This window comes from Erwinia psidii, from assembly GCF_003846135.1.
In the GTDB taxonomy this organism is placed as follows: Bacteria; Pseudomonadota; Gammaproteobacteria; order Enterobacterales; family Enterobacteriaceae; genus Erwinia; species Erwinia psidii.
This window is the reverse complement of record NZ_RHHM01000001.1, coordinates 527,349-552,910: the sequence shown is the minus strand read 5'-3', so window position 1 is coordinate 552,910 and position 25,562 is coordinate 527,349. Positions and strand designations below refer to the sequence as shown.

The window sequence follows — 25,562 nt, the reverse complement described above, 5'->3', positions numbered from 1 at the left end:
AGGAGAGGTTATGGTTGCGGTAAGAAGTGCACATTTGAATACGGCTGGCGAGTTTGCGCTCGATCAATGGATCACCAGTTTGGGGATTTCCAACCAGCAGTCATGTGAGCGACTGGCCGATACCTGGCGTTATTGTCAGGAAGCAACACAACAGCATACGGATGCTGCGCTTTTGCTCTGGCGTGGCGTGGAGATGGTGGAAATCCTTTCCATGCTCAGTATGGACAGCGAAAGTTTGCGTGCCGCACTCCTGTTTCCTCTGGCGGACGCGGACGTGGTATCCGAGGCGGTGCTGGAAGAAAAGTTTGGCAAAGCGATTGTCTCGCTGGTTCACGGTGTTCGTGATATGGACGCCATCCGCCAGCTTAAGGCGGCCCACAATGACTCAATGGCCCCGGAACAGGTTGATAATGTCCGACGTATGCTGCTGGCAATGGTGGAAGATTTCCGCTGCGTGGTTATCAAGCTTGCCGAACGCGTTGCGCATCTGCGCGAGGTGAAAGACGCGCCGGAAGATGAGCGAGTCCTGGCGGCCAAGGAGTGCACCAATATTTACGCGCCGCTGGCTAACCGTCTGGGTATCGGCCAGCTTAAATGGGAACTGGAAGATTTCTGTTTCCGCTATCTGCACCCGGATGAATATAAGCGTATTGCAAAACTGTTGCATGAGCGACGTATCGATCGTGAACAGTACATTGACACTTTTGTTCAATCGCTGCGCACTGAGATTGTGAAAGAAGGCGTTAAAGCGGAAGTCTACGGCCGACCTAAACATATCTACAGCATCTGGCGAAAAATGCAGAAGAAATCGCTGGCGTTTGATGAACTCTTTGATGTACGGGCGGTGAGAATTGTGGCGGAGCGCCTACAGGATTGCTATGGCGCGCTGGGCATTGTTCACACGCTGTACCGCCATCTGCCCAGTGAGTTCGACGATTATGTCGCTAATCCTAAGCCCAACGGCTATCAGTCAATTCATACCGTTGTTCTGGGGCCGAAAGGCAAAACGGTGGAAATCCAGATCCGTACCCGGCAGATGCATGAAGATGCCGAGCTGGGAGTGGCGGCACACTGGAAATATAAAGAAGGCGGTTCCACGGGCAGCGCCCGCGGTGCTTCCGGTCATGAGGAGCGAATTGCCTGGCTGCGTAAGCTGATCGCCTGGCAGGAAGAGATGTCTGATTCCGGTGAAATGCTGGATGAGGTGCGGAGCCAGGTCTTTGACGATCGCGTTTATGTGTTTACGCCGAAAGGCGATGTGGTGGACTTGCCCGCAGGCTCCACGCCATTAGATTTTGCTTATCATATCCACAGTGATATAGGCCACCGCTGCATTGGTGCCAAAATCAGTGGTCGTATTGTGCCTTTCTCCTACCAGCTACAGATGGGCGATCAGATTGATATCATCACCCAGAAGCAGCCTAATCCAAGTCGTGACTGGCTTAATCCAAATCTTGGCTATATTACCACCAGTCGTGGACGTTCGAAGATCCATGCCTGGTTTCGTAAGCAGGATCGTGACAAGAATATCGTTGCCGGTCGGCAGATCCTTGACAGTGAGTTGGATCATCTGGATATCAGCCTGAAAGAGGCGGAGAAACTGCTGCTGCCGCGTTATAACTTTAATACGCTGGATGAACTGCTGGCGGCCATTGGCGGTGGTGATATTCGCCTGAATCAGATGGCCAATTTCCTGCAATCCAGGCTCAATAAGCCGAGTGCAGAAGAAGAAGATCGTGAGGCGTTGCGCCAGCTGACGCAGAAGTCGACCGCACCGCGTAGCAAAGAGAGCGGCAGGGTGGTGGTTGAGGGCGTTGGTAACCTGATGCACCACATCGCACGTTGCTGTCAGCCGATCCCCGGCGATGAAATCGTGGGCTTTATCACTCAGGGACGGGGTATATCCATTCATCGTGCGGACTGTGACCAGCTGAGTGAACTGATGTCCCACGCGCCTGAGCGTATTGTTGATGCGGTTTGGGGGGAGAGCTACTCAAGCGGCTATTCACTGGTGGTTCGCGTGACCGCCAACGACCGCAGTGGCCTGCTTCGCGATATCACCACCATTTTGGCTAATGAAAAGGTCAATGTGCTTGGTGTTGCCAGCAGAAGTGATACCAAAAAGCAGCTGGCAACCATCGATATGGATATTGAAATTTATAATCAGCAGGTGCTGGGGCGGGTACTGGCAAGGCTTAATCAGGTGCCGGATATTATCGATGCGAAGAGACTACACTGATCTTCAAGGCAGTGGCTGTACTGCCGTTTTTCCTTCGGGCGGTGCTCATTATGGGGCATCTGCTCAGGTGGAGCCTGTACTGGCAAAGCACAACGTGGCTATGTCAGTAACGTCACGATACTCAGCGCCATAAACGCCAACGCCGCTTTATTTCTGATCCTCGCCAGCCTTCTTCAGCCCGTTATAAGGGGGAATTTATTCGCCCTGTGACATACAATCTCTTTTTGTCTTCATCACACTATGGAAAAGATTATGACTGCACTCGATCGCCTGCTGGGCATAATGAAAACCTTGCGCGATCCCCAACAAGGCTGTCCCTGGGACCGTGAACAGACTTATGCCACCATCGCGCCGTACACCCTCGAAGAGACCTATGAACTGCTTGATGCCATAAGCCGTGAAAATTTCGACGATCTGAAAAGCGAACTGGGCGATTTGCTGTTTCAGGTGGTGTTTTATGCCCGTATAGCTGATGAAGAGGGGCGTTTTAATTTCGATGATATCTGTAACGCCATCAGCGATAAACTGCAGCGCCGCCATCCGCACATTTTTGGCCAGACGGCGGTCAGCGACAGTCAAGACGTACTTTCCAACTGGGAACGAATCAAAAGCGTTGAGCGCGCCGAAAAGGAACAACACTCGGCACTGGATGATATTCCACGCACGCTGCCCGCCCTCATGCGTGCATATAAGATCCAGAAACGTTGCAGTAACGTCGGTTTTGACTGGCACACTCTGGCTCCGGTGCTGGATAAAGTGTATGAAGAAATTGACGAAGTGATGCATGAAGTGCGGCAACCCGAAGTGGATCAACAGAAGCTGGAAGAAGAGATAGGCGACCTGCTGTTTGCCACCGTTAACTTTTCCCGTCATCTTGGCAGCAAAGCGGAAATGGTGTTACAGAAAGCCAATGATAAGTTTGAGCGCCGGTTCCGCCAGGTAGAAGAAATTATCACCGCGCAAGGAATGCAGATGCAGGATGCCTCGCTGGAACAAATGGAAGCAGCATGGCAACAGGTTAAAGCGAGAGAATAGCTTCCCGGATGCCGCCTTGAGGAATAATCAGCTGACTCGATTCAACAAAAATGTGACCTGAATCAACCTCTGGTGCGGCATGATCGGGTAATCTCCTGCCAGTCTGTGCGATGGTTTGCTGATAACCAAAAACGATCAATTGTGGCAACGCGGTGATTCCGGTATACTGCTTTCCCGTCCTGGTTATTCCATCGTCTTTAAACCTACTTTCTCAGGTTCAGCATGACAACGAACTATATTTTTGTGACCGGCGGGGTCGTTTCCTCTCTGGGTAAAGGCATTGCCGCAGCCTCCCTGGCCGCCATTCTTGAAGCGCGTGGTCTTAATGTGACCATCATGAAGCTGGACCCCTATATTAACGTGGATCCCGGTACCATGAGTCCTACTCAACACGGCGAAGTGTTCGTCACCGATGACGGCGCCGAAACCGATTTGGATCTGGGCCATTATGAGCGCTTTATCCGTACCAAAATGAGCCGCCGTAACAACTTCACCACTGGCCGTATTTACTCAGAAGTCCTGCGCAAAGAGCGTCGTGGCGACTATCTGGGCGCGACCATTCAGGTGATCCCCCATATTACCAATGCCATCAAAGAGCGCATTATTGAAGGTGGTGAAGGCCACGATGTTGTGCTGGTAGAGATTGGCGGCACGGTAGGGGATATCGAATCTCTGCCTTTCCTCGAAGCTATCCGTCAGATGGCGGTGGATGTGGGTCGTGAACACACCATGTATATGCACCTGACGCTGGTGCCCTATATGGCCGCTGCCGGTGAAGTGAAAACCAAACCTACCCAGCATTCCGTCAAGGAATTACTCTCTATCGGTATTCAGCCTGACGTGCTGATATGCCGTTCGGATCGTGCCGTACCGGCTAATGAACGTGCCAAAATTGCGCTGTTCTGTAACGTGCCGGAAAAGGCAGTGATATCTCTGAAAGACGTTGATTCCATATACAAAATTCCCGGCATGTTGAAATCACAGGGGCTGGATGATTATATTTGCAAACGCTTCAGCCTGAATGCACCGGAAGCGAACCTGGCGGAATGGGAACAGGTGATTTACGAAGAAGCCAATCCGGGCGCTGAAGTGACTATCGGCATGGTCGGCAAGTACGTTGAACTGCCCGACGCCTATAAGTCAGTGATTGAAGCACTGAAGCACGGTGGTCTGAAAAACCGTGTCACGGTAAATATCAGGCTGATTGACTCACAGGATGTCGAGAGCCGTGGCGTTGAATTGCTAAAAAATCTGGACGCTATTCTGATCCCCGGTGGCTTCGGCTATCGTGGTGTCGAAGGTAAGCTGATGACAGCGCGATATGCGCGTGAAAACAACGTTCCTTACCTTGGCATTTGTCTGGGAATGCAGGTTGCGCTGATGGAGTTTGCCCGCAACGTAGCTGGTATGGAAGGCGCAAACTCAACCGAGTTTGTACCAGACTGCAAGTATCCGGTCGTGGCATTGATTACCGAATGGCGTGATGAAGAAGGCAATGTGGAAGTGCGCAGCGAACAGAGCGATCTGGGTGGCACCATGCGTTTGGGCAGCCAGCAATGCCAGGTGACGAAAGATAGCCTGGTGCACCAGCTGTACGGTTCTGACACCATCGTTGAGCGCCATCGTCATCGTTATGAAGTTAACAATCTGCTGTTGAAGCCAATTGAGGCGGCCGGATTACGTGTGGCTGGCCGGTCCGGGGATGACCAGTTGGTGGAAATCATCGAAATTCCCGGACATCCGTGGTTTGTTGCGTGTCAGTTCCACCCTGAATTTACCTCGACACCCCGTGATGGCCACCCACTGTTTGCTGGTTTCGTGAAAGCGGCCAGTGAGTATCAGAAGCGTTTGGCAAAATAAGTATTTTCATAACAACGCGGGAATAACACCCCGCGTTGTTTGTCTGAGTTTAAGTTAACTTGTACTGAGGAAAAACTAATGTCCAAAATCGTTAAAGTCATCGGTCGCGAAATCATCGACTCTCGTGGTAACCCGACCGTTGAAGCAGAAGTGCATCTGGAAGGCGGTTTCGTCGGTATGGCTGCCGCGCCATCAGGCGCGTCTACAGGTTCACGTGAGGCACTGGAACTGCGTGATGGCGATAAATCCCGTTTCCTGGGCAAAGGGGTAACCAAAGCCGTTGCCGCCGTTAATGGCCTAATTGCAGACGCGGTAACCGGTAAAGATGCAAAAGATCAGGCTAACATCGATAAAATCATGATCGAGCTTGATGGCACTGAGAACAAATCCAGGTTCGGCGCCAACGCCATCCTGGCGGTTTCTCTGGCTGCGGCTAAAGCCGCTGCTGCTGCGAAAGGCATGCCGCTGTATGAGCACATCGCTGAACTGAACGGTACCCCGGGCAAATTCTCTATGCCGCTGCCAATGATGAACATCATCAACGGTGGTGAGCACGCCGACAACAACGTCGACATCCAGGAGTTCATGATCCAGCCAGTGGGCGCAAAAACCCTGAAAGAAGCCATCCGTATGGGTTCTGAAGTGTTCCATACCCTGGCAAAAGTGCTGAAGTCTAAAGGCATGGGCACTGCAGTGGGTGATGAAGGTGGCTATGCGCCAAACCTGGGTTCCAATGCCGAAGCGCTGGCTGTTATTGCTGAAGCGGTAAAAGCAGCAGGCTACGAGCTGGGCAAAGACATCACTCTGGCGATGGACTGTGCAGCGTCTGAATTCTACAAAGACGGCAAATACGTGCTGGCTGGCGAAGGCAACAAAGCCTTTACCTCTGAAGAGTTCACGCACTTCCTGGAAGATCTGACTAAACAGTACCCAATCGTTTCTATCGAAGACGGTCTGGACGAGTCTGACTGGGCGGGCTTCGCTTATCAGACCAAAGTACTGGGCGACAAAATCCAGCTGGTTGGCGACGATCTGTTTGTCACCAACACCAAGATCCTGAAAGAAGGTATCGATAAAGGCATCGCTAACTCCATCCTGATCAAATTCAACCAGATCGGTTCTCTGACCGAAACTCTGGCTGCGATCAAAATGGCGAAAGATGCTGGCTATACCGCAGTGATCTCTCACCGTTCAGGTGAAACCGAAGATGCAACTATCGCTGACCTGGCGGTAGGTACTGCTGCGGGCCAGATCAAAACTGGTTCTATGAGCCGTTCTGACCGTGTTGCCAAGTACAACCAGCTGATCCGTATCGAAGAGGCGCTGGGCAGCCGTGCGCCATTCAACGGTCTGAAAGAAGTTAAGGGTCAGTAAGTTACTGAAATCCGGGTGCAGAGCCCGGAGTTAACTTGTTGGACCAGAAAGCCCGGACTTCCGTCCGGGCTTTTTTTTGCGCTTTTTGCACGCTGCCAGAGACCAGTGTGCCCTGATGGAAGGTGCCCTGCACCTCCGGTACGCGGACAACCGCCCCGGCTGAACAGCTTGCTGCAACCAGCATCCTCTCTGCCGCAACATTGATCGCAGGCCAGCGGCGCTGACCAGACTCATCCAGCGGCAAACTGAGAGTGTTTTTCAGCATACCAACGGCTCATTGCCGCCGGGAAACAGGTAGAGATAAAAAATGCGTTCCGCAGCAGAAACGAAACAAATTCATCGTTTGCAGCAATAAATGGGGGTGAGGAAAATCTGAAAAGGCGCGCTTCATACCGTCAGATTAGCGGGTTTAACTCAATTTAATCATCAGGTTAGAAATTTTTTGCTGGTGTTACGGATTGCTCTGATTTGCGTTATACTCGCAGAATTATCAGTTCATTTTATGTAAATTCCCGGTAACTAAATGTAATCAGGACCACGTAATAATGAAATATCGGGCAGATGTGGATGGGTTGAGGGCGCTGGCGGTATTGCCAGTGATTGCTTATCACATGGGGATCGGCGGCATACCCGGAGGATTCACCGGGGTGGATATTTTTTTTGTCATATCAGGATATCTGATCTGCGGCATTATTTATTCTGGTGCTGTTCAGAACACTTTCTCTTATCTGGATTTCTATAAGCGGCGCTGCCTGCGTATTCTTCCTCCACTGTTTGTGGTTCTACTGGCGACGCTGACCTTTGGCTATTACCACCTGTTGCCTATGCAGTTCAACGATCTCAGCAACAGCTCGCTGGCCGCGCTGCTCTTCTCTTCCAATATTTTCTTCTGGAAAACCACCGGCTACTTCGCCGGGCCGGCTGAGCTGAAACCGTTGTTGCACACCTGGTCGCTGGCGGTGGAAGAGCAGTTCTATATTGTATTTCCGGTGATCCTGCTGTTTGTGGTACGTTTTTTTCGTCAGCGGGCGGTACAGGTGATGCTGTTAATTATCGGTGTTTCGCTGCTTCTCAGCATTTATGCGGTAACGCGCAAGCCGACCTTCACCTTCTATATGTTGCCAACGCGGGCGTGGGAGCTGGCGTTGGGGGGGCTGATTGCCGTGGGCGGCCTTGAAGCGAAGATGGTGAAGCTTTCCGGGCGGGTAAAACATCTGATGAGTCTTACCGGGCTGGCCCTGATCCTGTTTGGTTTTCTGTGGCTGGATACCAGTAAACCTTTCCCGGCGTGGAACGCGCTCTGGCCGTGTCTGGGAAGCTTTCTGATTATCCTCGCAGGACAGCAGGCGGTGGTTTCCCGTGTGCTGGCACAAAAGCCGGTGGTTTACATCGGCATGATTTCATACTGTCTCTATTTATGGCACTGGCCTGTTATTGTTTACAGCCGGATGTTCTTTAACTTTGCTCCGGGATTACGTGAGGGGATCATTGTGGCCCTGACACTCGGCCTCGCCGTGATCTCCCGCTATCTGATTGAGATCCCGTTTCGCTACAGGCTGTCGGTGTTACCGTCAGCCAGGATTGTCACGGCATCGGTCATCGCACTGGTGATGATGGTTTCCGGTACGTTCTACAAAGGGCACGTAAGCAACAATGCCGGGCAGTTTTCCGCTGAAGCGCTGGCGCTGGCGAACTATTCCCAGTACAAAGATATGCCTGAGTTCAGCTACCAGTACCGTCCCGGACGCTGTTTTGTTGATGGCAAGAGCCAGGAGGATAAGCCTTTCGATCGCGATTTCTGTCTGAAAATGTCCGCCACCGCGAAGAACTATGTGCTGATCGGCGACAGTCATGCTGCTCATATCTGGCGGGCGCTCAGCCTGGCAGCGGGCGAGGGGATAAATGTTATTCAGGCAACGTCGGCCGGTTGTAAACCGCTTTATCATCAGGCGCTGCGAAACCCCTGCGCCGAGCTGGTAGATGACCTGTATGAAACCTGGATACCCAATCATAAAATTGATGGTGTGATTATCTCTGCCCGCTGGTTGCCGGAAGATATTGCGCCGCTAAAAGCGACGCTGAAACATCTGAAAACGGTGTCTGATAACATTATCGTTATGGGGCCGACCATTGAGTATTCGGAGGCACTGCCAGATTTGCTGGCCTACCAGACTGACGGCAGGAAGGATCTGGTGGCCTCTTCTATCGATCGCAGCATAAAAGTGACCGATCAAATGATGAAGCAGGCAATGCAGGATATGCAGGTGCCTTATATTTCGGTCTACTCGATTATTTGCTCTGGCGATGTTTGCCGTGGACTGGCCTCAGATGGCCATCCTATCTCCAATGATTATGGTCATCTGACGCTGAGTGGCGCGAAGGATGTTGTGGGGCAGGCAATACAGGAGATGCATCAGGACAACTTTATGTAAATCTGCTGCGGGTGGACAGAGGCTGGGCGCCTGCTGCACTGTTCATCTGTGGGGAAAAGGCGCTTTGCACCTCCGGCCCTCAAACTGAGCCTGAGTCAGGCATAATGCCTGACTCAGGTAGCGAAAGACGCTCAGTATTAGCGATAAAGCCTGTCCGGTGTAGCCTTTTCCCGTTTTTTAATGGCCATAAACTGATGCGAACTCCATCAATACGGTGATGTGACGATCCGACGTGGCGGATAACTACCAGCCTGTACAGGCGGAAGGTGACAGCAAATGATGCTCTCCCAGATATGTCCAGTGCGAGTTACTCTGTTTTCCTGAAGGATTGGGTTCTTGCCATGAATCGTTAGTCTTTGCCTCAAAATAACGTACATTTGCTGGCGCGGTTCTGTTCCAGCCGTGGCTTACTTTCCATACTTTATACTGGTTAAACATTTCGTAGCCCGGATTGGTATATAAAAGGCTGCCATTGCCATCCAGAACCCGATTTGTGGCACGGTTTACCAGCAGCATTTCTCCCCGTTCCGTTTTGACGGGACGCCACTGCTGGTAATAATTCTCTTTAGTGGCATAGTTTGTATAGACTGAACCTGTTGCGTTACTGTCAAGCACTCTTCCTGTTTTAAGCTGACGTATCAAATACCATGAATTAAATTCTGGCGTATCATTACCATGCGCTTTTTCAAAGCCCCAAATCTGATAAGGGTTGCCCTCATTTCAGTAACGCATATAGGCTTTCCCCGCCGTGTTGGCATCAGCGTTTTTTTGGATCTTAACACCTGGTTAAGATTCCATTGTGGTTTATCAGGCATAAATGTACTCATATAAATTTCGCCGCGCTACCTGAAGTGCCGGGTAGTTTACATATTGGCGTTAGTTTCTGGCTGGTTTCGGTATACGTTTTTAATAATCTGGGAGTACCGGTGATGACATCCATTTCTTTAACGATCAGTTTACCCGCATTGTAATTTACCTGATGGTATTTTCCATCAAAGGCCGCCCGGTGGTGTAAACCGTGGTGTTGCCATAAAAGCTGTCATTGGTGTGTGTCCTGCGTAAAAAATAATGTGTGTGACCGACAAAGACAGCTAACGGTTTGTAGGTCAGCATAATTGCCTGAAACTGCTGCCTGGCGTAAGCGTTGGAGGATCTGGTGAAATGATCGCGATACTCATGCATATTAAGAATAATGTTCTTAATACCACGCAGGCGTGCTTTTCTTAACTCATCGGAAAGCCATGTGAGGGATGGAATAATATCATAACAGGTGTTGCCCCCTGTTCCGTTCAGTCTGACCTGATAATTTGGGTGATTTTGTAGCTGAACGAAATGAACGCCGCCATAACCCCATGAGTAGGCCATACTGCCACGCCCATCGGTCCAGTCAGCAGAGAAGTTTTTCAATTTTATATTGTTTTTATAGTGATAAAACTGCCGTACCATATTAGATACTGAGCGTATAGCACAACCATCTATGGTCATATAGTTCGAGTCAAAACAGTTTGCGGCATTGCTCTGATAGTCGTGATTTCCCAGCCCGAAAAGGTAACTAAAATTCATATTATTATATATTCTGAAAAAGGCCTTCCATGAGTTTGCTCGTCCAAATTCAGTAATATCACCATTAATAATACCAAAGGCTAATTTTGTGGTTGCGTTGCTGGTATTTAATGAACGGACTAAATTAGTGTTGATTCGTTTCCCTTCCTCGCCATTCGCACTTTCGCTGTTAGGATCGCCTCCTGACATCAGACGAAAACCCTGAGGGTCGGCGAGCACCGCATAATCAAATGAACTGGCGTCACCCGCCTTGATAATGACAGGTACACAGGGTGTAGGTCCATCTGTAAGTAAACTGGAGACATCGACTTCAGGTTGATTGTCGTCCCCTGAACTCAGGGAGACAGTAGCTGAATCAACAGTGTCATTGCTGGTTGAATCACTAACCCTGTCCGTTGCTGAACCTTTTGCTATAACGGGCATCAATAATGAGATAAGTATAAACGTTGACAACGTGGTTTCCTTATTTTTTTCATGGTGCTTTTATTTTTTCTAAGATTTGTAATCATAATTATCTGCGCGTGGGGTTTATCAGATACGTTGAAATTTTTTGCAATGGTAATTATTTTATAAATTAATGCTGCATTATTTCCCTTATCCTGAATCGGATAGTGTTATTTTTTATCTCGTAAATATTTTGAAATAAAAATATATTTCGTAATAAAAACATAATTTTATTCTAAAAGGTAAGGTGATGTTGTTTTTTTATTATGCAGGCTAATTTATGATATTAAGTAAGGGATGAAAGGCATAGTTAACTTGAGTCAAGAAAGATTGCTTCCATGCAAGAAAGTGTAGATATCTTAACGTCTGTACTCTGGCACCCTGGCATATGAGTCTACCACCACACGATGCCGTTTGGTTATAAGATGGCTTTCTGGCATACTCCCAGCCCCTGTTTTCCAACGGCAATTGATAACGTGATGCAGTACCCGATTAATGAGATGTTCCAGACATTACAGGGCGAAGGTTTTTATACCGGCGTCCCGGCCATTTTTATCCGTCTGCAAGGATGCCCGGTAGGTTGCAGCTGGTGCGATACCAAACACACCTGGGATAAGCAGGCCAACCGGGAAACGGATTTAGGCGATATTCTGCAAAAGACCGTCGAGTCTGATGCATGGGGCGCGGCGAACGCGGAGGCTTTGCTGGCAGTGATAACGCAGCAGGGGTGGACTGCACAGCATGTGGTGATCACCGGGGGGGAACCCTGCATTTATGATCTGGTGCCGCTGACAGACTATCTTGAACAGCACGGCTTCAGTTGCCAGATTGAAACCAGCGGCACGCATCCGGTGCGTTGCAGTGCTGCAACCTGGGTTACCGTTTCGCCAAAGGTAAATATGCGGGGTGGTTATGACGTGCTTAACCAGGCGCTGGTACGTGCTGATGAAGTGAAACACCCGGTGGCGCGACAGCGCGATGTGGACGCGTTGGATTTGCTGTTGTCAACCCTGCATGATGACAAGAACCGCATTGTGGCACTGCAACCCATCAGCCTGAAAGAAGATGCCACCCGGCTGTGCATCGAAACCTGTATTGCACGTAACTGGCGTTTGTCGATGCAGACCCATAAATACCTGAACATCGCCTGATAACCATCCGGCGGTTTTTCGCCAGACGGTGATTATCCTTTGTAAACGCAGCCCGCCGTACAGGTTTCTTTAATCATAACCGCACTAAGGAGCGGCAGCGTGGGCTTCATTTGCTCCCAGATCCACTTCGCCAATACCTCACTGGTCGGATTGGACAGCCCCGGAATTTCATTCAGATAGTAGTGGTCCAGACGATCATAAACAGGTTTAAACGCTGCTTTCAGTTCGGCAAAATCCATCACCCAGCCGGTGTGCTCATCCACTTCGCCGGTGATTTCCAGCCGCACCAGAAAAGAGTGTCCGTGCAAACGCCCGCATTTATGCCCGGCGGGAACATTAGGCAGGTGGTGAGCCGCCTCGAATTGAAAATCTTTAAACAGCGTAGTAGCCATAGAACAGTCCCGGTTATTTCCTGAAAAAAACCGGCGAAGTCTAACGGAAAAACGCTTTTTTCGCACCCGTTTCGCAGCTTTTTCCACCTTAAGACAGAACCGGGAAATATCACTTAAGATAAGCCACTGATATATAGAAAATTAGCTAATTTGTTTTACCGCTATCCTTTACTGGAAAAAGCGTTTAGTCATTTTGGTTATTTATTATTACCAACCCTTATTTAAGGGTTATTATGCCAGTCGTTACCCTTATGCCATCTCACTGACTCTACGGCCTCGCGCCGCTCACTGGAACACGCGACTTCATGACGACACAGGCACCTCCGGGACCTCTGCTCCCGCTCAGCCCTGAACAACTCGCCCGCCTTCAGGCGGCGACGGGTGATTTTTCCACCACCCAACTGGCGTGGCTTTCTGGTTATTTCTGGGGCATGGTCAGTCAGCCTCAGCATCCGCTGGCGAGTGGTGCACCGGCGCCGCGTGAAATGCCCGGCGTGACAATACTTTCTGCCTCACAAACCGGCAATGCCCGTCGTCTGGCGGAGCAACTACGCGATGATTTGTTGGCAGCCAAACTCAGTGTCAATCTGGTCAACGCTGGTGACTATAAATTCAAACAGATTGCTCAGGAAAAGTTACTGATTGTCGTCACCTCCACGCAGGGCGAAGGGGAGCCACCGGAAGAAGCCGTGGCGCTGCATAAATTCCTGATGTCGAAAAAAGCGCCAAAGCTCAACAACACGGCGTTTGCCGTATTTGGTCTGGGTGATACTTCCTATGCGTTTTTCAGCCAGGCGGGGAAAGACTTCGACGCCAGACTGCAGGAATTGGGCGGTGAGTGCCTGCTGGCGCGCGTGGATGCCGATGTGGAATATGCCGCTGAAGCTGAACAGTGGCGTAGCCAGCTGGTGACGATACTAAAAAGCCGCGTGCCAGCTGACTCGCCGTCTCAGGCTGTCGCTCATGCAGCGGGTTCCGTCAATGAAATCTCCTCCAGCCCGTGGCACAAAGATGCGCCGTTGACGGCAAGCCTGGCGGTGAATCAGAAAATCACCGGGCGAAACTCAGATAAAGACGTGCGCCATATTGAAATCGATCTGGGTGACTCCGGGCTACGCTATCAGCCCGGTGATGCACTGGGCGTATGGTATGAGAACGATCCTGCCCTGGTAAATGAATTACTGGCACTGCTGGAGCTTAAGGGTGACGAAACGGTTGTGCTGGATGGCAAGTCCTGGCCACTGGCAGAGGCGTTGCAAAAATATTTCGAGCTGACAGTCAATACGCCGCACATTGTTGAACAGTACGGCAAACTGGCAGGTGATGAAAAACTGCTGGCGCTGTCCGCCAACAGGAGCGGGTTACAACATTACGCCCAGACCATGCCCGTTGTGGAGATGGTGCGCCAGGCGCCTGTGTCATTGCATTCCGAACAACTTATCGCGCTGCTACGTCCACTGACGCCGCGTCTGTACTCGATTGCGTCGTCGCAGGCTGAAAATGAGAGCGAAGTGCATATTACCGTCGGGGTTGTGCGCTACGAAATCGAAGGGCGTGCCCGTGCTGGTGGCGCATCCAGCTTCCTCGCCGATCGCCTGGAAGAAGAGGGTGAAGTTCGCGTATTTATTGAACACAATGATAACTTCCGTTTACCGGCAAATCCGCAAACGCCAGTGATTATGATTGGCCCCGGTACCGGGATTGCGCCTTTCCGGGCTTTCCTGCAACAGCGCGACAGTGACGGCGCGGAAGGAAAAAACTGGCTGTTCTTTGGTAATCCCCATTTCACCGAAGATTTTCTCTATCAGGTGGAATGGCAGCGCTATGTGAAAGATGGCCTGCTGACCAATATCGATCTTGCCTGGTCCCGCGACCAGCAACACAAGGTATATGTGCAGGATAAAATCCGCGCCAGGGGCGACGAGGTATGGCGCTGGATCGAGCAGGGCGCCCATATTTATGTTTGCGGCGACGCGAATCGCATGGCGAAGGATGTTGAACAGGCATTACTGGATGTGGTGGCCGAACACGGCGGGATGGACCCGGAAACCGCCGATGAATTTTTAAGTGAGCTGCGCATTGAGCGCCGTTATCAGCGAGACGTTTACTAATGAGCAATGACAAACATCCGGGGCCGCTGGTGGTTGAAGGTAAACTGACCGATGCTGAGCGCCTGAAAAAACAGAGCAACTACCTGCGTGGCACCATTGCCGATGATTTGCAGAATGGTCTGACCGGGGGATTTACCGGTGACAACTTTCTGCTGATCCGTTTTCACGGCATGTATCAACAGGACGACCGGGATATTCGCGCCGAACGTGCCGAACAGAAGCTGGAGCCACGTCACGCCATGATGCTGCGCTGCCGTCTGCCGGGCGGCATTATTACACCGCAGCAGTGGCTGGCCATTGATAAATTTGCTGAAGAAAACACCCTTTATGGCAGCATTCGCCTGACCAATCGCCAGACTTTTCAGTTTCACGGCATTCTGAAAGGTAATGTTAAGCCTGTACATCAGATGCTGCACGAAGTGGGGCTGGATGCGCTGGCAACGGCAAATGACGTTAACCGTAACGTACTGTGCAGTTCAAACCCGGTGGAGTCTGAACTGCATCAGGAAGCTTACGAGTGGGCGAAGAAGATCTCTGAACATCTGTTGCCACAAACCCGCGCCTATGCGGAGATCTGGCTGGATCAGGAAAAGGTGGCCACCACCGATAAGGAGCCGATCCTCGGCGAAACCTATCTGCCACGTAAGTTCAAAACCACCGTAGTGGTGCCGCCACACAATGATGTCGACCTGCACGCTAACGATCTGAACTTTATCGCCATTGCTGAAGAGGGCAAGCTGGTCGGTTTTAATCTGCTGGTTGGCGGTGGTCTGTCCATCGATCACGGCAACAAAGCTACCTATGCCCGTACCGCCAGCGAGTTTGGCTATCTGCCGCTGGATAAAACCCTGGCGGTTGCAGAAGCGGTGGTGACGACCCAGCGTGACTGGGGTAACCGCACCGATCGTAAAAACGCCAAGACCAAATACACGCTGGAGCGGGTGGGCGTGGAGACATTTAAAGCGGAGGTTGAGCGCCGCGCCGGGATCGTTTTTGCGCCGATCCGCCCTTACGAATTTACCACCCGTGGCGATCGTTTTGGCTGGGTGAAGGGAATTGATGATCAGTGGCATCTGACGCTGTTTATTGAAAATGGCCGTCTGCTCGACTATCCGGGGCGTCCGTTGAAAACCGGCGTGGCGGAAATTGCCAGAGAGCATAAGGGTGATTTCCGTCTGACGGCAAATCAGAACCTGATTGTGGCGGGCGTGCCTGAAACAGATAAAGCACGGATAGAGCAGCTGGCGCGGGATCACGGTCTGATGGAAAGTGTCAGTACCCAGCGTGAAAACTCAATGGCCTGCGTATCTTTTCCCACCTGCCCCTTGGCGATGGCGGAAGCCGAGCGTTTCCTGCCGGAATTTGTTACCCGTGTGGAAGGCATCATGAGCACATACGGCGTTGGTGAAGAGCATATTGTGCTGCGTGTAACTGGCTGCCCGAACGGCTGTGGTCGTGCGCTGCTGGCGGAGATCGGCCTGGTAGGTAAGGCGCCCGGCCGCTACAACCTGCATCTGGGAGGAAATCGCACTGGCACGCGCATTCCGCGGATGTACCGTGAGAACATTACCGAAGATGAAATTTTGTCTACCCTTGATGAACTGGTGGCACGCTGGTCAGCAGAGCGTGAAGGTGAAGAAGGCTTTGGTGATTTCACCGTGCGGGTGGGCATTGTGAAACCGGTTGTCGACCCTGCCCGTGATTTCTGGCAATAACGGAGGCGTGTTATGGCTGTACTCGATCTCGCTGCACTGAACGGGCTGCCAAAGGTGGAGCGGGTAATGGCGCTGGCAGAAATAAATAACCGGCTGGATAAACTGTCGGCGTGTGAGAGGGTGTCGTGGGCGCTGGAAAATCTGCCTGGGGAAGCGGTGCTTAGCTCAAGCTTTGGTATCCAGGCGGCGGTCAGCCTGCACCTGGTCAGCCGGGTTAAGCCTGACATTCCGGTTATTCTCACCGACACCGGCTATCTGTTTCCTGAAACCTATCAGTTTATCGACCGTCTGACAGACCAGCTGCATCTTAACCTGAAGGTTTTTCGCGCTGAACAGAGCGCGGCCTGGCAGGAGGCCCGCTACGGCAAGCTGTGGGAACAGGGAGTGGCAGGGATTGAGCGCTATAACCACATCAACAAAGTCGAACCGATGAACCGCGCGATGACAGCGCTTAATGCACAGACCTGGTTTGCCGGGCTGCGGCGTGAGCAGTCCGGCAGTCGGGCGAATCTGCCAGTACTGGCTATCCGGCGTGGCGTGTTCAAGGTATTGCCGATCATTGACTGGGATAATAAGCAAATTTATCAGTATATTAAAGATAATGGCCTTGATTATCATCCGCTATGGGATCAGGGATACCTGTCGGTGGGAGATACCCACACCACGCGCAAATGGGAGCCGGGGATGGCAGAAGAAGAAACCCGCTTTTTTGGCCTTAAACGGGAATGTGGGCTGCACGAGTAATGTTGCTGCTGTGCGTCTGAACCTCTGCCTTCATTGACGTCTCTGACGTCAATATTTCAGTCCGCGACACACTGTCAGGCTGGTATAAACGGACCCGGAAGGCAGACTGCTTTCCGGGTTTTCTTTTTTAATACTCACTAAAAACCACATCCTGTTGGCGTGGTTAACAACAGGTTTTGGCTTTGCCATGTTATCTCAGGGGCTAAATCTGGTAGCACAGGCAGAGGCCTCTTTGTCGGGTTTTGAGTACGTCCCTGCGGGGCGCGATCAAAGCCGCCTTCCATAAAGGCGGTTTTTACTCTCCCGCCGGCGGGGATCAGCGCACCATCAATCCCGCCACTTCATCGTTTGCACGGGTTACATTGACTTTTATCACCTCATAGCTGGCCACGGCCTGAAAGGCATCTTCTGCCAGAATCGCATCCAGCCGGTCACGGTCGATATCGCTGGCGATAATCACACCGCCCGTACGAGGATCTTTACGTCCTGCGGCAATGAACGCGCCTGCATCAAAATAGCGATCCAGCCAGCTAATGTGTGCATCCAGTAAGGCCTCGACTTCTGCCATGGGACGGGTGTAACTCAGGCTGATGATATACATCTTTATGGCTCCTTAAACCTGTGATGATGAAATATGTCAGTCGCTCAACGGCTGGTGACATGCATGACCGGTGAAGTTTATCAAGTGACCATTGGGTTGCCACCGACGGGAAAAATTTTCTTCTTGAACGCAAAGTATGATCGCCGTGGCAAAATTTGATTTATGCATAATGGCCTGAATATACACCGTTAAGCACATTTTTTTCTTAGCTTAGCCATATTGTTATTCCATTCGGTAACTACTCATTCCAATTAGTAATTTCAAAAGCCTTCTGTCAGAGCCGTATAGTCTCGTGAACTTTTTGTTATATACGACAGGGCTTACGTGGATTATCTCCCGATTTTTGCCGACATCCGTGATAAACCGGTGCTGATTGTTGGCGGCGGCGATGTGGCCGCACGCAAAATTGAATTGTTGCGTCGCGCGGGCGCACGGGCGCAAATCGTTGCACGTGAGCTGGGGGCAGAGCTGACTGCATTGCATGACAGCGGTGCCGTTGACTGGCTGGCAACAGAATATCAGTGCAGCCAGCTGGATCATGTCTGGATGGTGATTGCCGCAACGGATAATGGTGAGCTTAACAGCCGTGTTTATGCAGATGCAGGTGAACGCCGTCTCTTCGCCAATGTGGTAGACGATCAGCCGAAATGCTCTTTTATCTTTCCTTCTATTGTCGACCGTTCCCCGCTGGTGGTGGCGATTTCTTCCAGCGGTACGGCCCCTGTGCTGGCCCGTTTGTTACGTGAGAAGCTGGAAGCACTGTTGCCCGGTAATCTTGGTCAGATGGCGGAAATCGCCGGACAGTGGCGGGATAAAGTTAAACAACGTTTCAGCAAGATGTCCCAGCGCCGTCGCTTCTGGGAGACTGCTTTTAATGGCCTGTTTGCCAGCCAGATAGCCTCTGGCAATGTCTCCGGTGCGAAGCGTACGCTTGACCAGCAGCTGGATAATCCTGATACCAGCCAGGGAGAGATCATCCTTGTGGGGGCGGGGCCTGGGGATGCCGGACTGCTGACGCTGCGTGGCTTGCAGGTTATGCAGCTGGCAGATGTTGTGCTCTACGATCATCTGGTCAGTGATGAGGTACTGGATTTGGTCCGTCGTGATGCCGATCGTATTTGCGTGGGTAAACGCGCCAGTGCTCACAGCGTGCCGCAGGAGGAAACCAACCGGCTGTTGGTGGAACTGGCGAAAAAAGGCAAACGGGTGGTACGTCTGAAAGGCGGCGACCCTTTTATCTTCGGGCGCGGCGGCGAGGAGTTACAGGCTGCCGTCGCGGCAGGAATTCCTTTTCAGGTGGTACCGGGCGTGACGGCCGCGGCCGGTGCCACGGCTTATGCCGGGATCCCGCTTACCCACCGCGATCATGCCCAGAGCGCCCTGTTTATTACCGGTCATTGCCGTGCCGGTGGCGAAGAGATGGACTGGCCTTCACTGGCCAGAGCCAGACAGACGCTGGCTATCTATATGGGTACGGTAAAAGCGGCAGAAATTGCAGCCCAACTGATTGCGCATGGCCGGGATGCCCAAACGCCGGTGGCGGTAATTGGTCGTGGTACCCGTCAGGATCAGCAGGTGCTGACCGGCACGCTGGAAGCACTCGATGAACTCGCGCAACGCGCACCCACGCCAGCACTGATAGTAATTGGTGAAGTGGTCAATCTGCATCAGCAACTGGCGTGGTTTCAACATTCAGCACAGCAGGCCGGGCGTGAGTCCGCCGTTGTCAATCTGGCTTGAGGAAAGAGTATGGATCAAAAACGACTTACCCATCTGCGTCAACTGGAAGCGGAAAGTATCCATATCATCCGTGAAGTGGCAGCAGAATTCAGTAATCCGGTGATGATGTATTCCATCGGGAAAGACTCTTCGGTGATGCTGCACCTGGCGCGTAAGGCGTTCTGGCCAGGCACGTTGCCTTTCCCGCTGTTACACGTTGATACCGGCTGGAAATTCAAGGAAATGTATGAATTCCGCGACCGCACGGTGAAGCAGATCGGTGCCGAACTGCTGGTGCATCGCAATCCTGAAGGCGTGGCGATGGGGATCAATCCCTTTGTGCATGGCAGTGCCAAACATACCGACATCATGAAAACGGAAGGGCTGAAGCAGGCGCTGAACAAATACGGTTTTGATGCCGCTTTTGGCGGTGCCCGTCGTGATGAAGAAAAATCCCGCGCCAAAGAGCGGATCTACTCCTTTCGCGATCGTTTTCACCGTTGGGACCCAAAAAACCAGCGTCCTGAGCTGTGGCACAACTACAATGGCCAGATCAACAAAGGTGAAAGCATCCGGGTTTTTCCGCTGTCAAACTGGACCGAACTGGATATCTGGCAGTACATCTTTCTTGAAAACATTGAGATCGTTCCCCTGTACCTGGCTGCCAGCCGTCCGGTGCTGGAGCGCGATGGTATGCTGATGATGATCGATGATGAGCGGATTGACTTACAGCCCGGCGAAGAGATTAAACAGCGGATGGTACGTTTTCGCACCCTGGGCTGCTGGCCGCTTACCGGCGCGGTGGAATCTCAGGCGCAGACCTTGCCTGAAATTATTGAAGAGATGCTGGTTTCCACCACCAGTGAACGTCAGGGCCGGGTGATCGATCGCGATCAGTCCGGTTCGATGGAGCTGAAAAAACGCCAGGGTTATTTCTGAGGAGCCAACATGAATAACGTCATTGCACAACAAATTGCCGATCAGGGCGGCGTGGAAGCCTGGCTACATGCTCAGCAACATAAAAGTCTGTTGCGCTTTCTCACCTGTGGCAGCGTCGACGATGGTAAGAGCACGCTGATTGGGCGGCTGTTGCACGACACACGACAGATTTACGAAGATCAGCTTTCATCGTTACAGAGCGACAGCAAGCGTCACGGCACGCAGGGCGAAAAGCTGGATTTGGCGCTGTTGGTGGATGGTCTTCAGGCGGAGCGTGAGCAGGGTATTACCATCGATGTGGCCTACCGCTACTTTTCTACCGAAAAGCGTAAGTTCATTATTGCCGACACACCGGGGCACGAGCAGTACACTCGTAACATGGCGACCGGCGCGTCTACCTGCGATCTGGCTATCCTGTTAATCGACGCCCGTAAAGGCGTGCTGGACCAAACCCGCCGTCACAGCTTTATCTCCACCTTACTGGGCATCAGGCATCTGATCGTCGCGGTTAACAAAATGGATCTTGTTGAATACAGCGAAGAACGTTTTGAGCAGATCAGGCAGGACTATCTGGATTTTGCCAGCCAGCTGCCCGGCGATCTGGACATCCGCTTTGTGCCGATTTCCGCGCTGGAAGGAGAAAACGTCGCCAGTCAGAGCGACGTAATGGGCTGGTATAACGGTCCGACATTGCTTGACGTATTGGAAACGGTTGAAGTCACCGGCGGCGTCGGGCAGCAGCCAATGCGCTTCCCGGTACAGTATGTCAACCGCCCGGACCTGGATTTTCGTGGCTATGCCGGTACGCTGGCTTCAGGCGTTGTGCAGGTTGGGCAGCGGGTAAAAGTATTGCCATCGGGTGTGGAATCATCCATTGCCCGCATCGTGACTTTTGATGGTGATTTGCATCAGGCACAGGCGGGTGAAGCGATTACGCTAGTGCTGAAAGATGAGATCGATATCAGCCGGGGCGATCTGCTGGTGGAGAGTGATGCACAGCTGAAACCGGTGCAGGCAGCCAGTGTCGATGTGGTATGGATGGCGGAACAGCCCCTGCTCCCGGGACAGCGCTTCGACATCAAAATTGCCGGGAAAAAGACCCGCGCCAGGGTGGAAAAAATTCAGTATCAGGTGGAGATCAACAGCCTGAAACAGCGTAGCGCGGAGAGCCTGCCGCTGAACGGTATTGGCCTGGTGGATCTGGTTTTTGATGAGCCAATGGTATTGGACAGCTACCAGCAAAACCCGGTGACCGGCGGCATGATCTTTATCGATTGTATGACTAATGTCACGGTCGGGGCCGGGATGATCCATGAACCACAGCACGACGTGGTGCAGGGGGCAGGAGATTACAGCGCTTTTGAACTGGAATTTAATGCGCTGGTGCGTCGCCACTTCCCTCACTGGGGTGCCCGCGATATTTCAGGCGGTCAGTAATGGCGCAGCATGATGAAAATGTTGTCTGGCACAGCCATACAGTAACGCGGGCCGAACGTGAGCAGATCCACGGTCATCAGGGGGTGGTGTTGTGGTTTACCGGACTTTCCGGTTCAGGTAAATCCACCCTGGCAGGCGTTCTGGAACAGGCACTCCATCAACTGGGTGTCAGCACCTATCTGCTGGACGGTGATAATGTGCGCCACGGTTTATGCCGCGATCTGGGGTTTAGCGACGATGATCGTAAAGAGAATATCCGCCGGGTTGGGGAGGTCGCTAAGCTGATGGTTGACGCCGGGCTGGTGGTACTGAGTGCTTTTATTTCACCCCATCGGGAAGAGCGCCAGATGGTGCGGGATATGTTGGGGAAGGGGCGTTTTATCGAAGTCTTTGTTGATACGCCCCTTGCTACCTGCGAAATGCGCGATCCCAAGGGACTGTATAAAAAAGCCCGTGCCGGCGAACTGCGTAATTTTACCGGAATAGACGCCGTTTATGAGGTGCCGCACGCTGCGGAACTGCATCTTGATGGTGAACAATTGGTAACAAAATTGCTGGTTCAAGTGTTAGATCTGCTGCGTGAGCACGATATTATCAGGCCCTGAGATAGCCATAATGAACCGCCTCCGGGTGGAACGTTTTCGCGTCAACAGGATACTTATGCACAATGTTACGCCCATGCTGGCCCGCAAAGACGATCATAACCAGGAGGATATCTCCTGGTCCTTTCCCGGTGGAATGGTTGGTTTCGCTTCTTACTGGTTCGCCCTCGCCATCCCGTTCCTGCTTTATGGTTCCAATACCCTGTTTTTCTTTCTTTATACCTGGCCCTTTTTTCTTGCGCTACTTCCGGCCTCTGTCCTGATTGGCATTGCCACCGGCGCATTGCTGCGTGGTCATCTTATCTGGACGTTGCTGCTCACGGTGCTACTGGTGGTCGCTCTTTTCTGGCTACTTTTCATGCTGCTCAGCAACTGGTAAGTGAAAAACGGCCATTACCTCGCCCGAAACTGATGTCGGATTACTTACTCCGGTTACAAAATCTTGCCAGACAGTGCTCGCCTGGCTGGTAATTGTTCCGTGGTTCGCCACTTTGCGGCTATTTAACCGGCGTAGTGGAGTCGGATGGAAAGTTATGGGATGATTAGGCCGTTTTTCGGGAGGCGGGATGGGAAAACTGACGCTGCTGTTACTTGCTTTACTTTGCTGGCTGCAATATTCGCTCTGGCTGGGCAAGAACGGCATACATGACTATACACGCGTGAATGAAGATGTTGCGGCGCAACAGAGCATAAACGCCAAGCTTAAAGCGCGAAACGATCGGTTGTTTGCAGAAATCGACGACCTTAACGGCGGTTCTGAAGCAATTGAGGAGCGCGCACGTAATGAACTGGGAATGATTAAACCCGGTGAGACTTTCTATCGCCTGGTGCCGGATCAGAACAAACGAAACGTGCAGCAGGGTAATCTGAACAGCCAGCAACGGTAATTAATGAATATCGCAGGTTTATTTCCGGGCATCATTGCCGTCGTCCCCGCCGCTGGGATTGGCAGCCGTATGCGGTCAGAGCATCCCAAGCAATATCTGACCATCAGGGGCAAAACCCTTCTTGAGTACGCCATCGACAGCCTGCTGGTCCATCCGGCCATCAGTCGTATCATTGTCGCCATTAACCCCATCGACCCCTACTTTGCGGGCCTGCCCATCGCATCCGATCCACGTATTACCGTAGTGACAGGCGGTAAAGAACGTGCCGACTCTGTTCTTGCGGGGTTGCAGGTGGCTTCTGACGCCCGCTGGGTGCTGGTGCATGACGCCGCACGCCCCTGCCTGCATCCCGATGACCTGACGCGCCTGTTGGCAATCACCGCAACCTGCGATGTGGGCGGAATACTTGCCGCCCCGGTGTGCGATACCATGAAACGTGCGGCACAGGGTAAACCGGTGATTGCCCACACGGTGGATCGCGAGGCGCTGTGGCACGCGCTGACGCCACAGCTTTTTCCGTTGGAACTGCTGCGTGATTGTCTGCAAAAAGCCCTCCGTGAGGGCGCGAGAATTACCGATGAAGCTTCCGCACTGGAGTATTGTGGCTATCAGCCACAGCTGGTGGCCGGTCGCAGCGACAATATTAAGGTCACTCGGCCGGAAGACCTGGCGCTGGCGGCGTTTTACCTGACCCAATTAAACAATAAGGAGAGCGCATGATGCGTATCGGCCACGGTTTTGATGTTCATGCATTTGGTGGTGAAGGCCCGCTGATTATTGGCGGTGTACGCATCCCTTATCCACAGGGGCTACTGGCTCATTCAGACGGTGATGTGGCCCTGCACGCACTGACCGATGCATTGCTGGGTGCGGCGGCGCTGGGCGATATTGGAAAACTCTTCCCGGATACCGATGCGGCTTATAAAGGTGCCGACAGCCGGATACTGCTGCGTGAAGCACTGCATCAGATCGGGAAAAAAGGGTACCGCGTGGGTAATGTTGACATCACCATTATTGCCCAGGCACCCAAAATGCTACCGCATGTGCCACAGATGCGCGTAAATATTGCAGAAGATCTGGCTATCCATATGGATGCAGTGAATGTCAAGGCTACTACCACGGAGAAACTGGGCTTTACCGGTCGCGGTGAAGGCATTGCCTGTGAGGCGGTTGCGATGCTGTTCAGGGTGGAAAAGTAATGGATTTTACCGATCTGCGCTGGCTGCATGGACAGCCTGTTGCCACGGGCGTGGTGAAGGCAAATCCTGAAGATTTTATCGTTATCGAAGATCTTGGCTACCGCCCGGATGGAGAGGGTGAGCAGGTGCTGGTGCGCATGCGTAAGATCGGTTGTAACACCCGCTTTGTGGCTGAAGCTCTGGCAAAGTTTGCCGGTGTTCATCCCCGCGATGTCAGCTTTGCGGGGATGAAAGATCGCCATGCGGTAACGGAACAGTGGTTCTGCCTGCGTATACCGGGCAAAGAGACGCCTGATTTCTCCACTTTTCAGCTTGATGGTTGTGAGGTGCTGGAAAGTGCCCGCCACCGGCGTAAACTCCGCACCGGTGCGCTGCAGGGCAATGCTTTTCGACTTGTGCTCCGCCAGATTTCGCATCGTAATGAGGTTGAAAAACGGCTGCAACAGATTGTGGCCGCCGGGGTGCCAAATTATTTTGGTATGCAGCGTTTTGGACATAATGGCAATAACCTGTTGATGGCGACACGCTGGGCAGCGAACGACATCGCGGTCCGTGAGCGTAACAAGCGTAGCTTTTTGCTCTCGGCGGCCCGAAGCGCATTGTTCAATCAGATTGTTAGCGAGCGTCTGATGCAACAGAACTCGCTGTGTACGCTGATGGCCGGCGATGCGCTACAGCTGACTGGCCGTGGCAGCTGGTTTGTGGCGCAACAGGACGACATGGCAGCGCTGCAAACGCGGATCAACGACAACGAGCTGCGGATCACCGCGCCTTTACCTGGCAAGGGAGCATGGGGAAGCGAGGATGCTGCACTGGCGTTTGAACAACATTGCCTGAGCGATGATCTCCTGCTGAGGGGGTTGCTGGAGCGTGAAGGCGTGGAGGCTGCCCGTCGTGCGATGCTGTTGATACCTCGCGATTTACGCTGGTGCTGGCAGGATGATGCTAACGTTGAGCTGGCGTTTTGGTTACCCGCTGGCAGTTTTGCCACCAGCGTGTTGCGCGAAGTTTTGCAGCAAAAAGACGGCGATGCGGCGGTCGATGAATAGCGTTGCTAACGGGCTGAACATGATAACGGACTGTCTGTCAGCTCAATGGTCATTCTGAGTTCCTGCCTG

The 25,562-nt window shown here is 52.3% G+C and carries 24 protein-coding genes; 18 read left to right on the top strand and 6 right to left on the bottom strand.

All coding sequences use genetic code 11. From position 1 onward, the window contains the following. The first annotated feature begins 10 nt into the window (after positions 1-10). Complete coding sequence (relA, locus tag EB241_RS02355) at positions 11-2,239, top strand: GTP diphosphokinase (protein ID WP_124231598.1); 2,229 nt, start codon at positions 11-13, stop codon at positions 2,237-2,239. 252 nt (positions 2,240-2,491) lie between these two features. Beyond that, positions 2,492-3,274, top strand: a complete 783-nt coding sequence (gene mazG / locus EB241_RS02350) for a nucleoside triphosphate pyrophosphohydrolase (protein WP_124231597.1) — start codon at positions 2,492-2,494, stop codon at positions 3,272-3,274. Here mazG and EB241_RS20795 read toward each other — a convergent pair. Beyond that, the gene (locus EB241_RS20795; RefSeq protein WP_158612368.1) at positions 3,258-3,422 is read right to left on the bottom strand and encodes a hypothetical protein; all 165 of its coding nucleotides are present in this window, start codon (positions 3,420-3,422) and stop codon (positions 3,258-3,260) included. The two genes, mazG and EB241_RS20795, sit on opposite strands and share 17 nt — an antisense overlap. Before the next feature lie 74 nt (positions 3,423-3,496). On the opposite strand from EB241_RS20795, the gene pyrG reads away from it, so the two are divergent. Next, on the top strand, positions 3,497-5,134 hold the full coding sequence (gene pyrG / locus EB241_RS02345; RefSeq protein WP_124231596.1) for a glutamine hydrolyzing CTP synthase: 1,638 nt from the start codon (positions 3,497-3,499) through the stop codon (positions 5,132-5,134). A 78-nt stretch (positions 5,135-5,212) separates the two neighbouring features. Continuing rightward, the gene (gene eno, locus EB241_RS02340) at positions 5,213-6,508 is read left to right on the top strand and encodes a phosphopyruvate hydratase (RefSeq protein ID WP_124231595.1); all 1,296 of its coding nucleotides are present in this window, start codon (positions 5,213-5,215) and stop codon (positions 6,506-6,508) included. Between the two features lies 1 nt (position 6,509). On the opposite strand, the gene EB241_RS02335 is transcribed toward eno, so the two are convergent. Beyond that, a complete protein-coding gene (locus EB241_RS02335) occupies positions 6,510-6,773 on the bottom strand; it encodes a hypothetical protein (protein WP_124231594.1) in 264 nt (87 codons plus the stop codon). Positions 6,774-7,053: 280 nt separating this feature from the next. Here EB241_RS02335 and EB241_RS02330 point away from each other — a divergent pair, with 280 nt between their 5' ends. Beyond that, positions 7,054-8,940, top strand: a complete 1,887-nt coding sequence (locus tag EB241_RS02330) for an acyltransferase family protein (RefSeq protein WP_124231593.1) — start codon at positions 7,054-7,056, stop codon at positions 8,938-8,940. A 243-nt stretch (positions 8,941-9,183) separates the two neighbouring features. Here the strand turns inward: EB241_RS02330 and EB241_RS02325 are convergent, their stop codons facing one another. Both EB241_RS02325 and EB241_RS02320 read right to left on the bottom strand, forming a co-directional pair. Further along, positions 9,184-9,639, bottom strand: coding sequence for an RICIN domain-containing protein (locus tag EB241_RS02325; RefSeq protein WP_124231592.1), 456 nt, complete (start codon positions 9,637-9,639; stop codon positions 9,184-9,186). A gap of 273 nt (positions 9,640-9,912) precedes the next feature. Beyond that, positions 9,913-10,956 (bottom strand): metallophosphoesterase, encoded by a 1,044-nt coding sequence (locus EB241_RS02320; RefSeq protein ID WP_124231591.1) that lies wholly within the window; start codon positions 10,954-10,956, stop codon positions 9,913-9,915. Positions 10,957-11,426: 470 nt separating this feature from the next. On the opposite strand from EB241_RS02320, the gene queE reads away from it, so the two are divergent. Next, positions 11,427-12,098: a 7-carboxy-7-deazaguanine synthase QueE gene (gene queE, locus EB241_RS02315; RefSeq protein WP_124231677.1), complete on the top strand. Its 672-nt coding sequence runs from the start codon at positions 11,427-11,429 to the stop codon at positions 12,096-12,098. A gap of 32 nt (positions 12,099-12,130) precedes the next feature. Here the strand turns inward: queE and queD are convergent, their stop codons facing one another. Then, positions 12,131-12,490 carry a 6-carboxytetrahydropterin synthase QueD gene (gene queD, locus EB241_RS02310; RefSeq protein ID WP_124231590.1) on the bottom strand — a complete coding sequence of 120 codons (360 nt, stop codon included), beginning with the start codon at positions 12,488-12,490 and terminating at the stop codon, positions 12,131-12,133. Positions 12,491-12,795: 305 nt separating this feature from the next. Between queD and cysJ the strand changes: the two genes are divergently transcribed. The 3 genes from cysJ to cysH are packed head-to-tail and all read left to right on the top strand — an operon-like array spanning position 12,796 to position 17,060. After that, entirely contained in the window at positions 12,796-14,601 is a 1,806-nt protein-coding gene (gene cysJ / locus EB241_RS02305) for an NADPH-dependent assimilatory sulfite reductase flavoprotein subunit (protein ID WP_124231589.1), read from the top strand. Beyond that, on the top strand, positions 14,601-16,316 hold the full coding sequence (gene cysI, locus EB241_RS02300) for an assimilatory sulfite reductase (NADPH) hemoprotein subunit (protein ID WP_124231588.1): 1,716 nt from the start codon (positions 14,601-14,603) through the stop codon (positions 16,314-16,316). Before cysJ ends, cysI begins: the two co-directional genes overlap by 1 nt. A gap of 12 nt (positions 16,317-16,328) precedes the next feature. Further along, positions 16,329-17,060 carry a phosphoadenosine phosphosulfate reductase gene (cysH, locus tag EB241_RS02295; protein ID WP_124231587.1) on the top strand — a complete coding sequence of 244 codons (732 nt, stop codon included), beginning with the start codon at positions 16,329-16,331 and terminating at the stop codon, positions 17,058-17,060. A 316-nt stretch (positions 17,061-17,376) separates the two neighbouring features. Here cysH and EB241_RS02290 read toward each other — a convergent pair whose 3' ends face one another. Continuing rightward, a complete protein-coding gene (locus tag EB241_RS02290; RefSeq protein ID WP_124231586.1) occupies positions 17,377-17,661 on the bottom strand; it encodes a YciI family protein in 285 nt (94 codons plus the stop codon). A gap of 324 nt (positions 17,662-17,985) precedes the next feature. On the opposite strand from EB241_RS02290, the gene cysG reads away from it, so the two are divergent. From cysG to truD, 9 genes are all read left to right on the top strand, one after another. After that, entirely contained in the window at positions 17,986-19,401 is a 1,416-nt protein-coding gene (cysG, locus tag EB241_RS02285) for a siroheme synthase CysG (protein ID WP_124231585.1), read from the top strand. Positions 19,402-19,410: 9 nt separating this feature from the next. Beyond that, the gene (gene cysD / locus EB241_RS02280; protein ID WP_124231584.1) at positions 19,411-20,319 is read left to right on the top strand and encodes a sulfate adenylyltransferase subunit CysD; all 909 of its coding nucleotides are present in this window, start codon (positions 19,411-19,413) and stop codon (positions 20,317-20,319) included. 9 nt (positions 20,320-20,328) lie between these two features. Continuing rightward, positions 20,329-21,756, top strand: a complete 1,428-nt coding sequence (gene cysN / locus EB241_RS02275; RefSeq protein ID WP_124231583.1) for a sulfate adenylyltransferase subunit CysN — start codon at positions 20,329-20,331, stop codon at positions 21,754-21,756. Next, complete coding sequence (cysC, locus tag EB241_RS02270) at positions 21,756-22,361, top strand: adenylyl-sulfate kinase (protein ID WP_124231582.1); 606 nt, start codon at positions 21,756-21,758, stop codon at positions 22,359-22,361. Before cysN ends, cysC begins: the two co-directional genes overlap by 1 nt. A gap of 55 nt (positions 22,362-22,416) precedes the next feature. Continuing rightward, positions 22,417-22,737 carry a DUF3561 family protein gene (locus EB241_RS02265; protein ID WP_124231581.1) on the top strand — a complete coding sequence of 107 codons (321 nt, stop codon included), beginning with the start codon at positions 22,417-22,419 and terminating at the stop codon, positions 22,735-22,737. A 187-nt stretch (positions 22,738-22,924) separates the two neighbouring features. Further along, entirely contained in the window at positions 22,925-23,245 is a 321-nt protein-coding gene (gene ftsB / locus EB241_RS02260) for a cell division protein FtsB (protein ID WP_124231580.1), read from the top strand. 3 nt (positions 23,246-23,248) lie between these two features. After that, positions 23,249-23,965: a 2-C-methyl-D-erythritol 4-phosphate cytidylyltransferase gene (ispD, locus tag EB241_RS02255; RefSeq protein WP_124231579.1), complete on the top strand. Its 717-nt coding sequence runs from the start codon at positions 23,249-23,251 to the stop codon at positions 23,963-23,965. Beyond that, positions 23,965-24,444 carry a 2-C-methyl-D-erythritol 2,4-cyclodiphosphate synthase gene (gene ispF / locus EB241_RS02250; protein ID WP_124231676.1) on the top strand — a complete coding sequence of 160 codons (480 nt, stop codon included), beginning with the start codon at positions 23,965-23,967 and terminating at the stop codon, positions 24,442-24,444. Before ispD ends, ispF begins: the two co-directional genes overlap by 1 nt. Continuing rightward, on the top strand, positions 24,444-25,493 hold the full coding sequence (gene truD / locus EB241_RS02245) for a tRNA pseudouridine(13) synthase TruD (protein WP_124231578.1): 1,050 nt from the start codon (positions 24,444-24,446) through the stop codon (positions 25,491-25,493). Before ispF ends, truD begins: the two co-directional genes overlap by 1 nt. Positions 25,494-25,562: the final 69 nt, after the last annotated feature.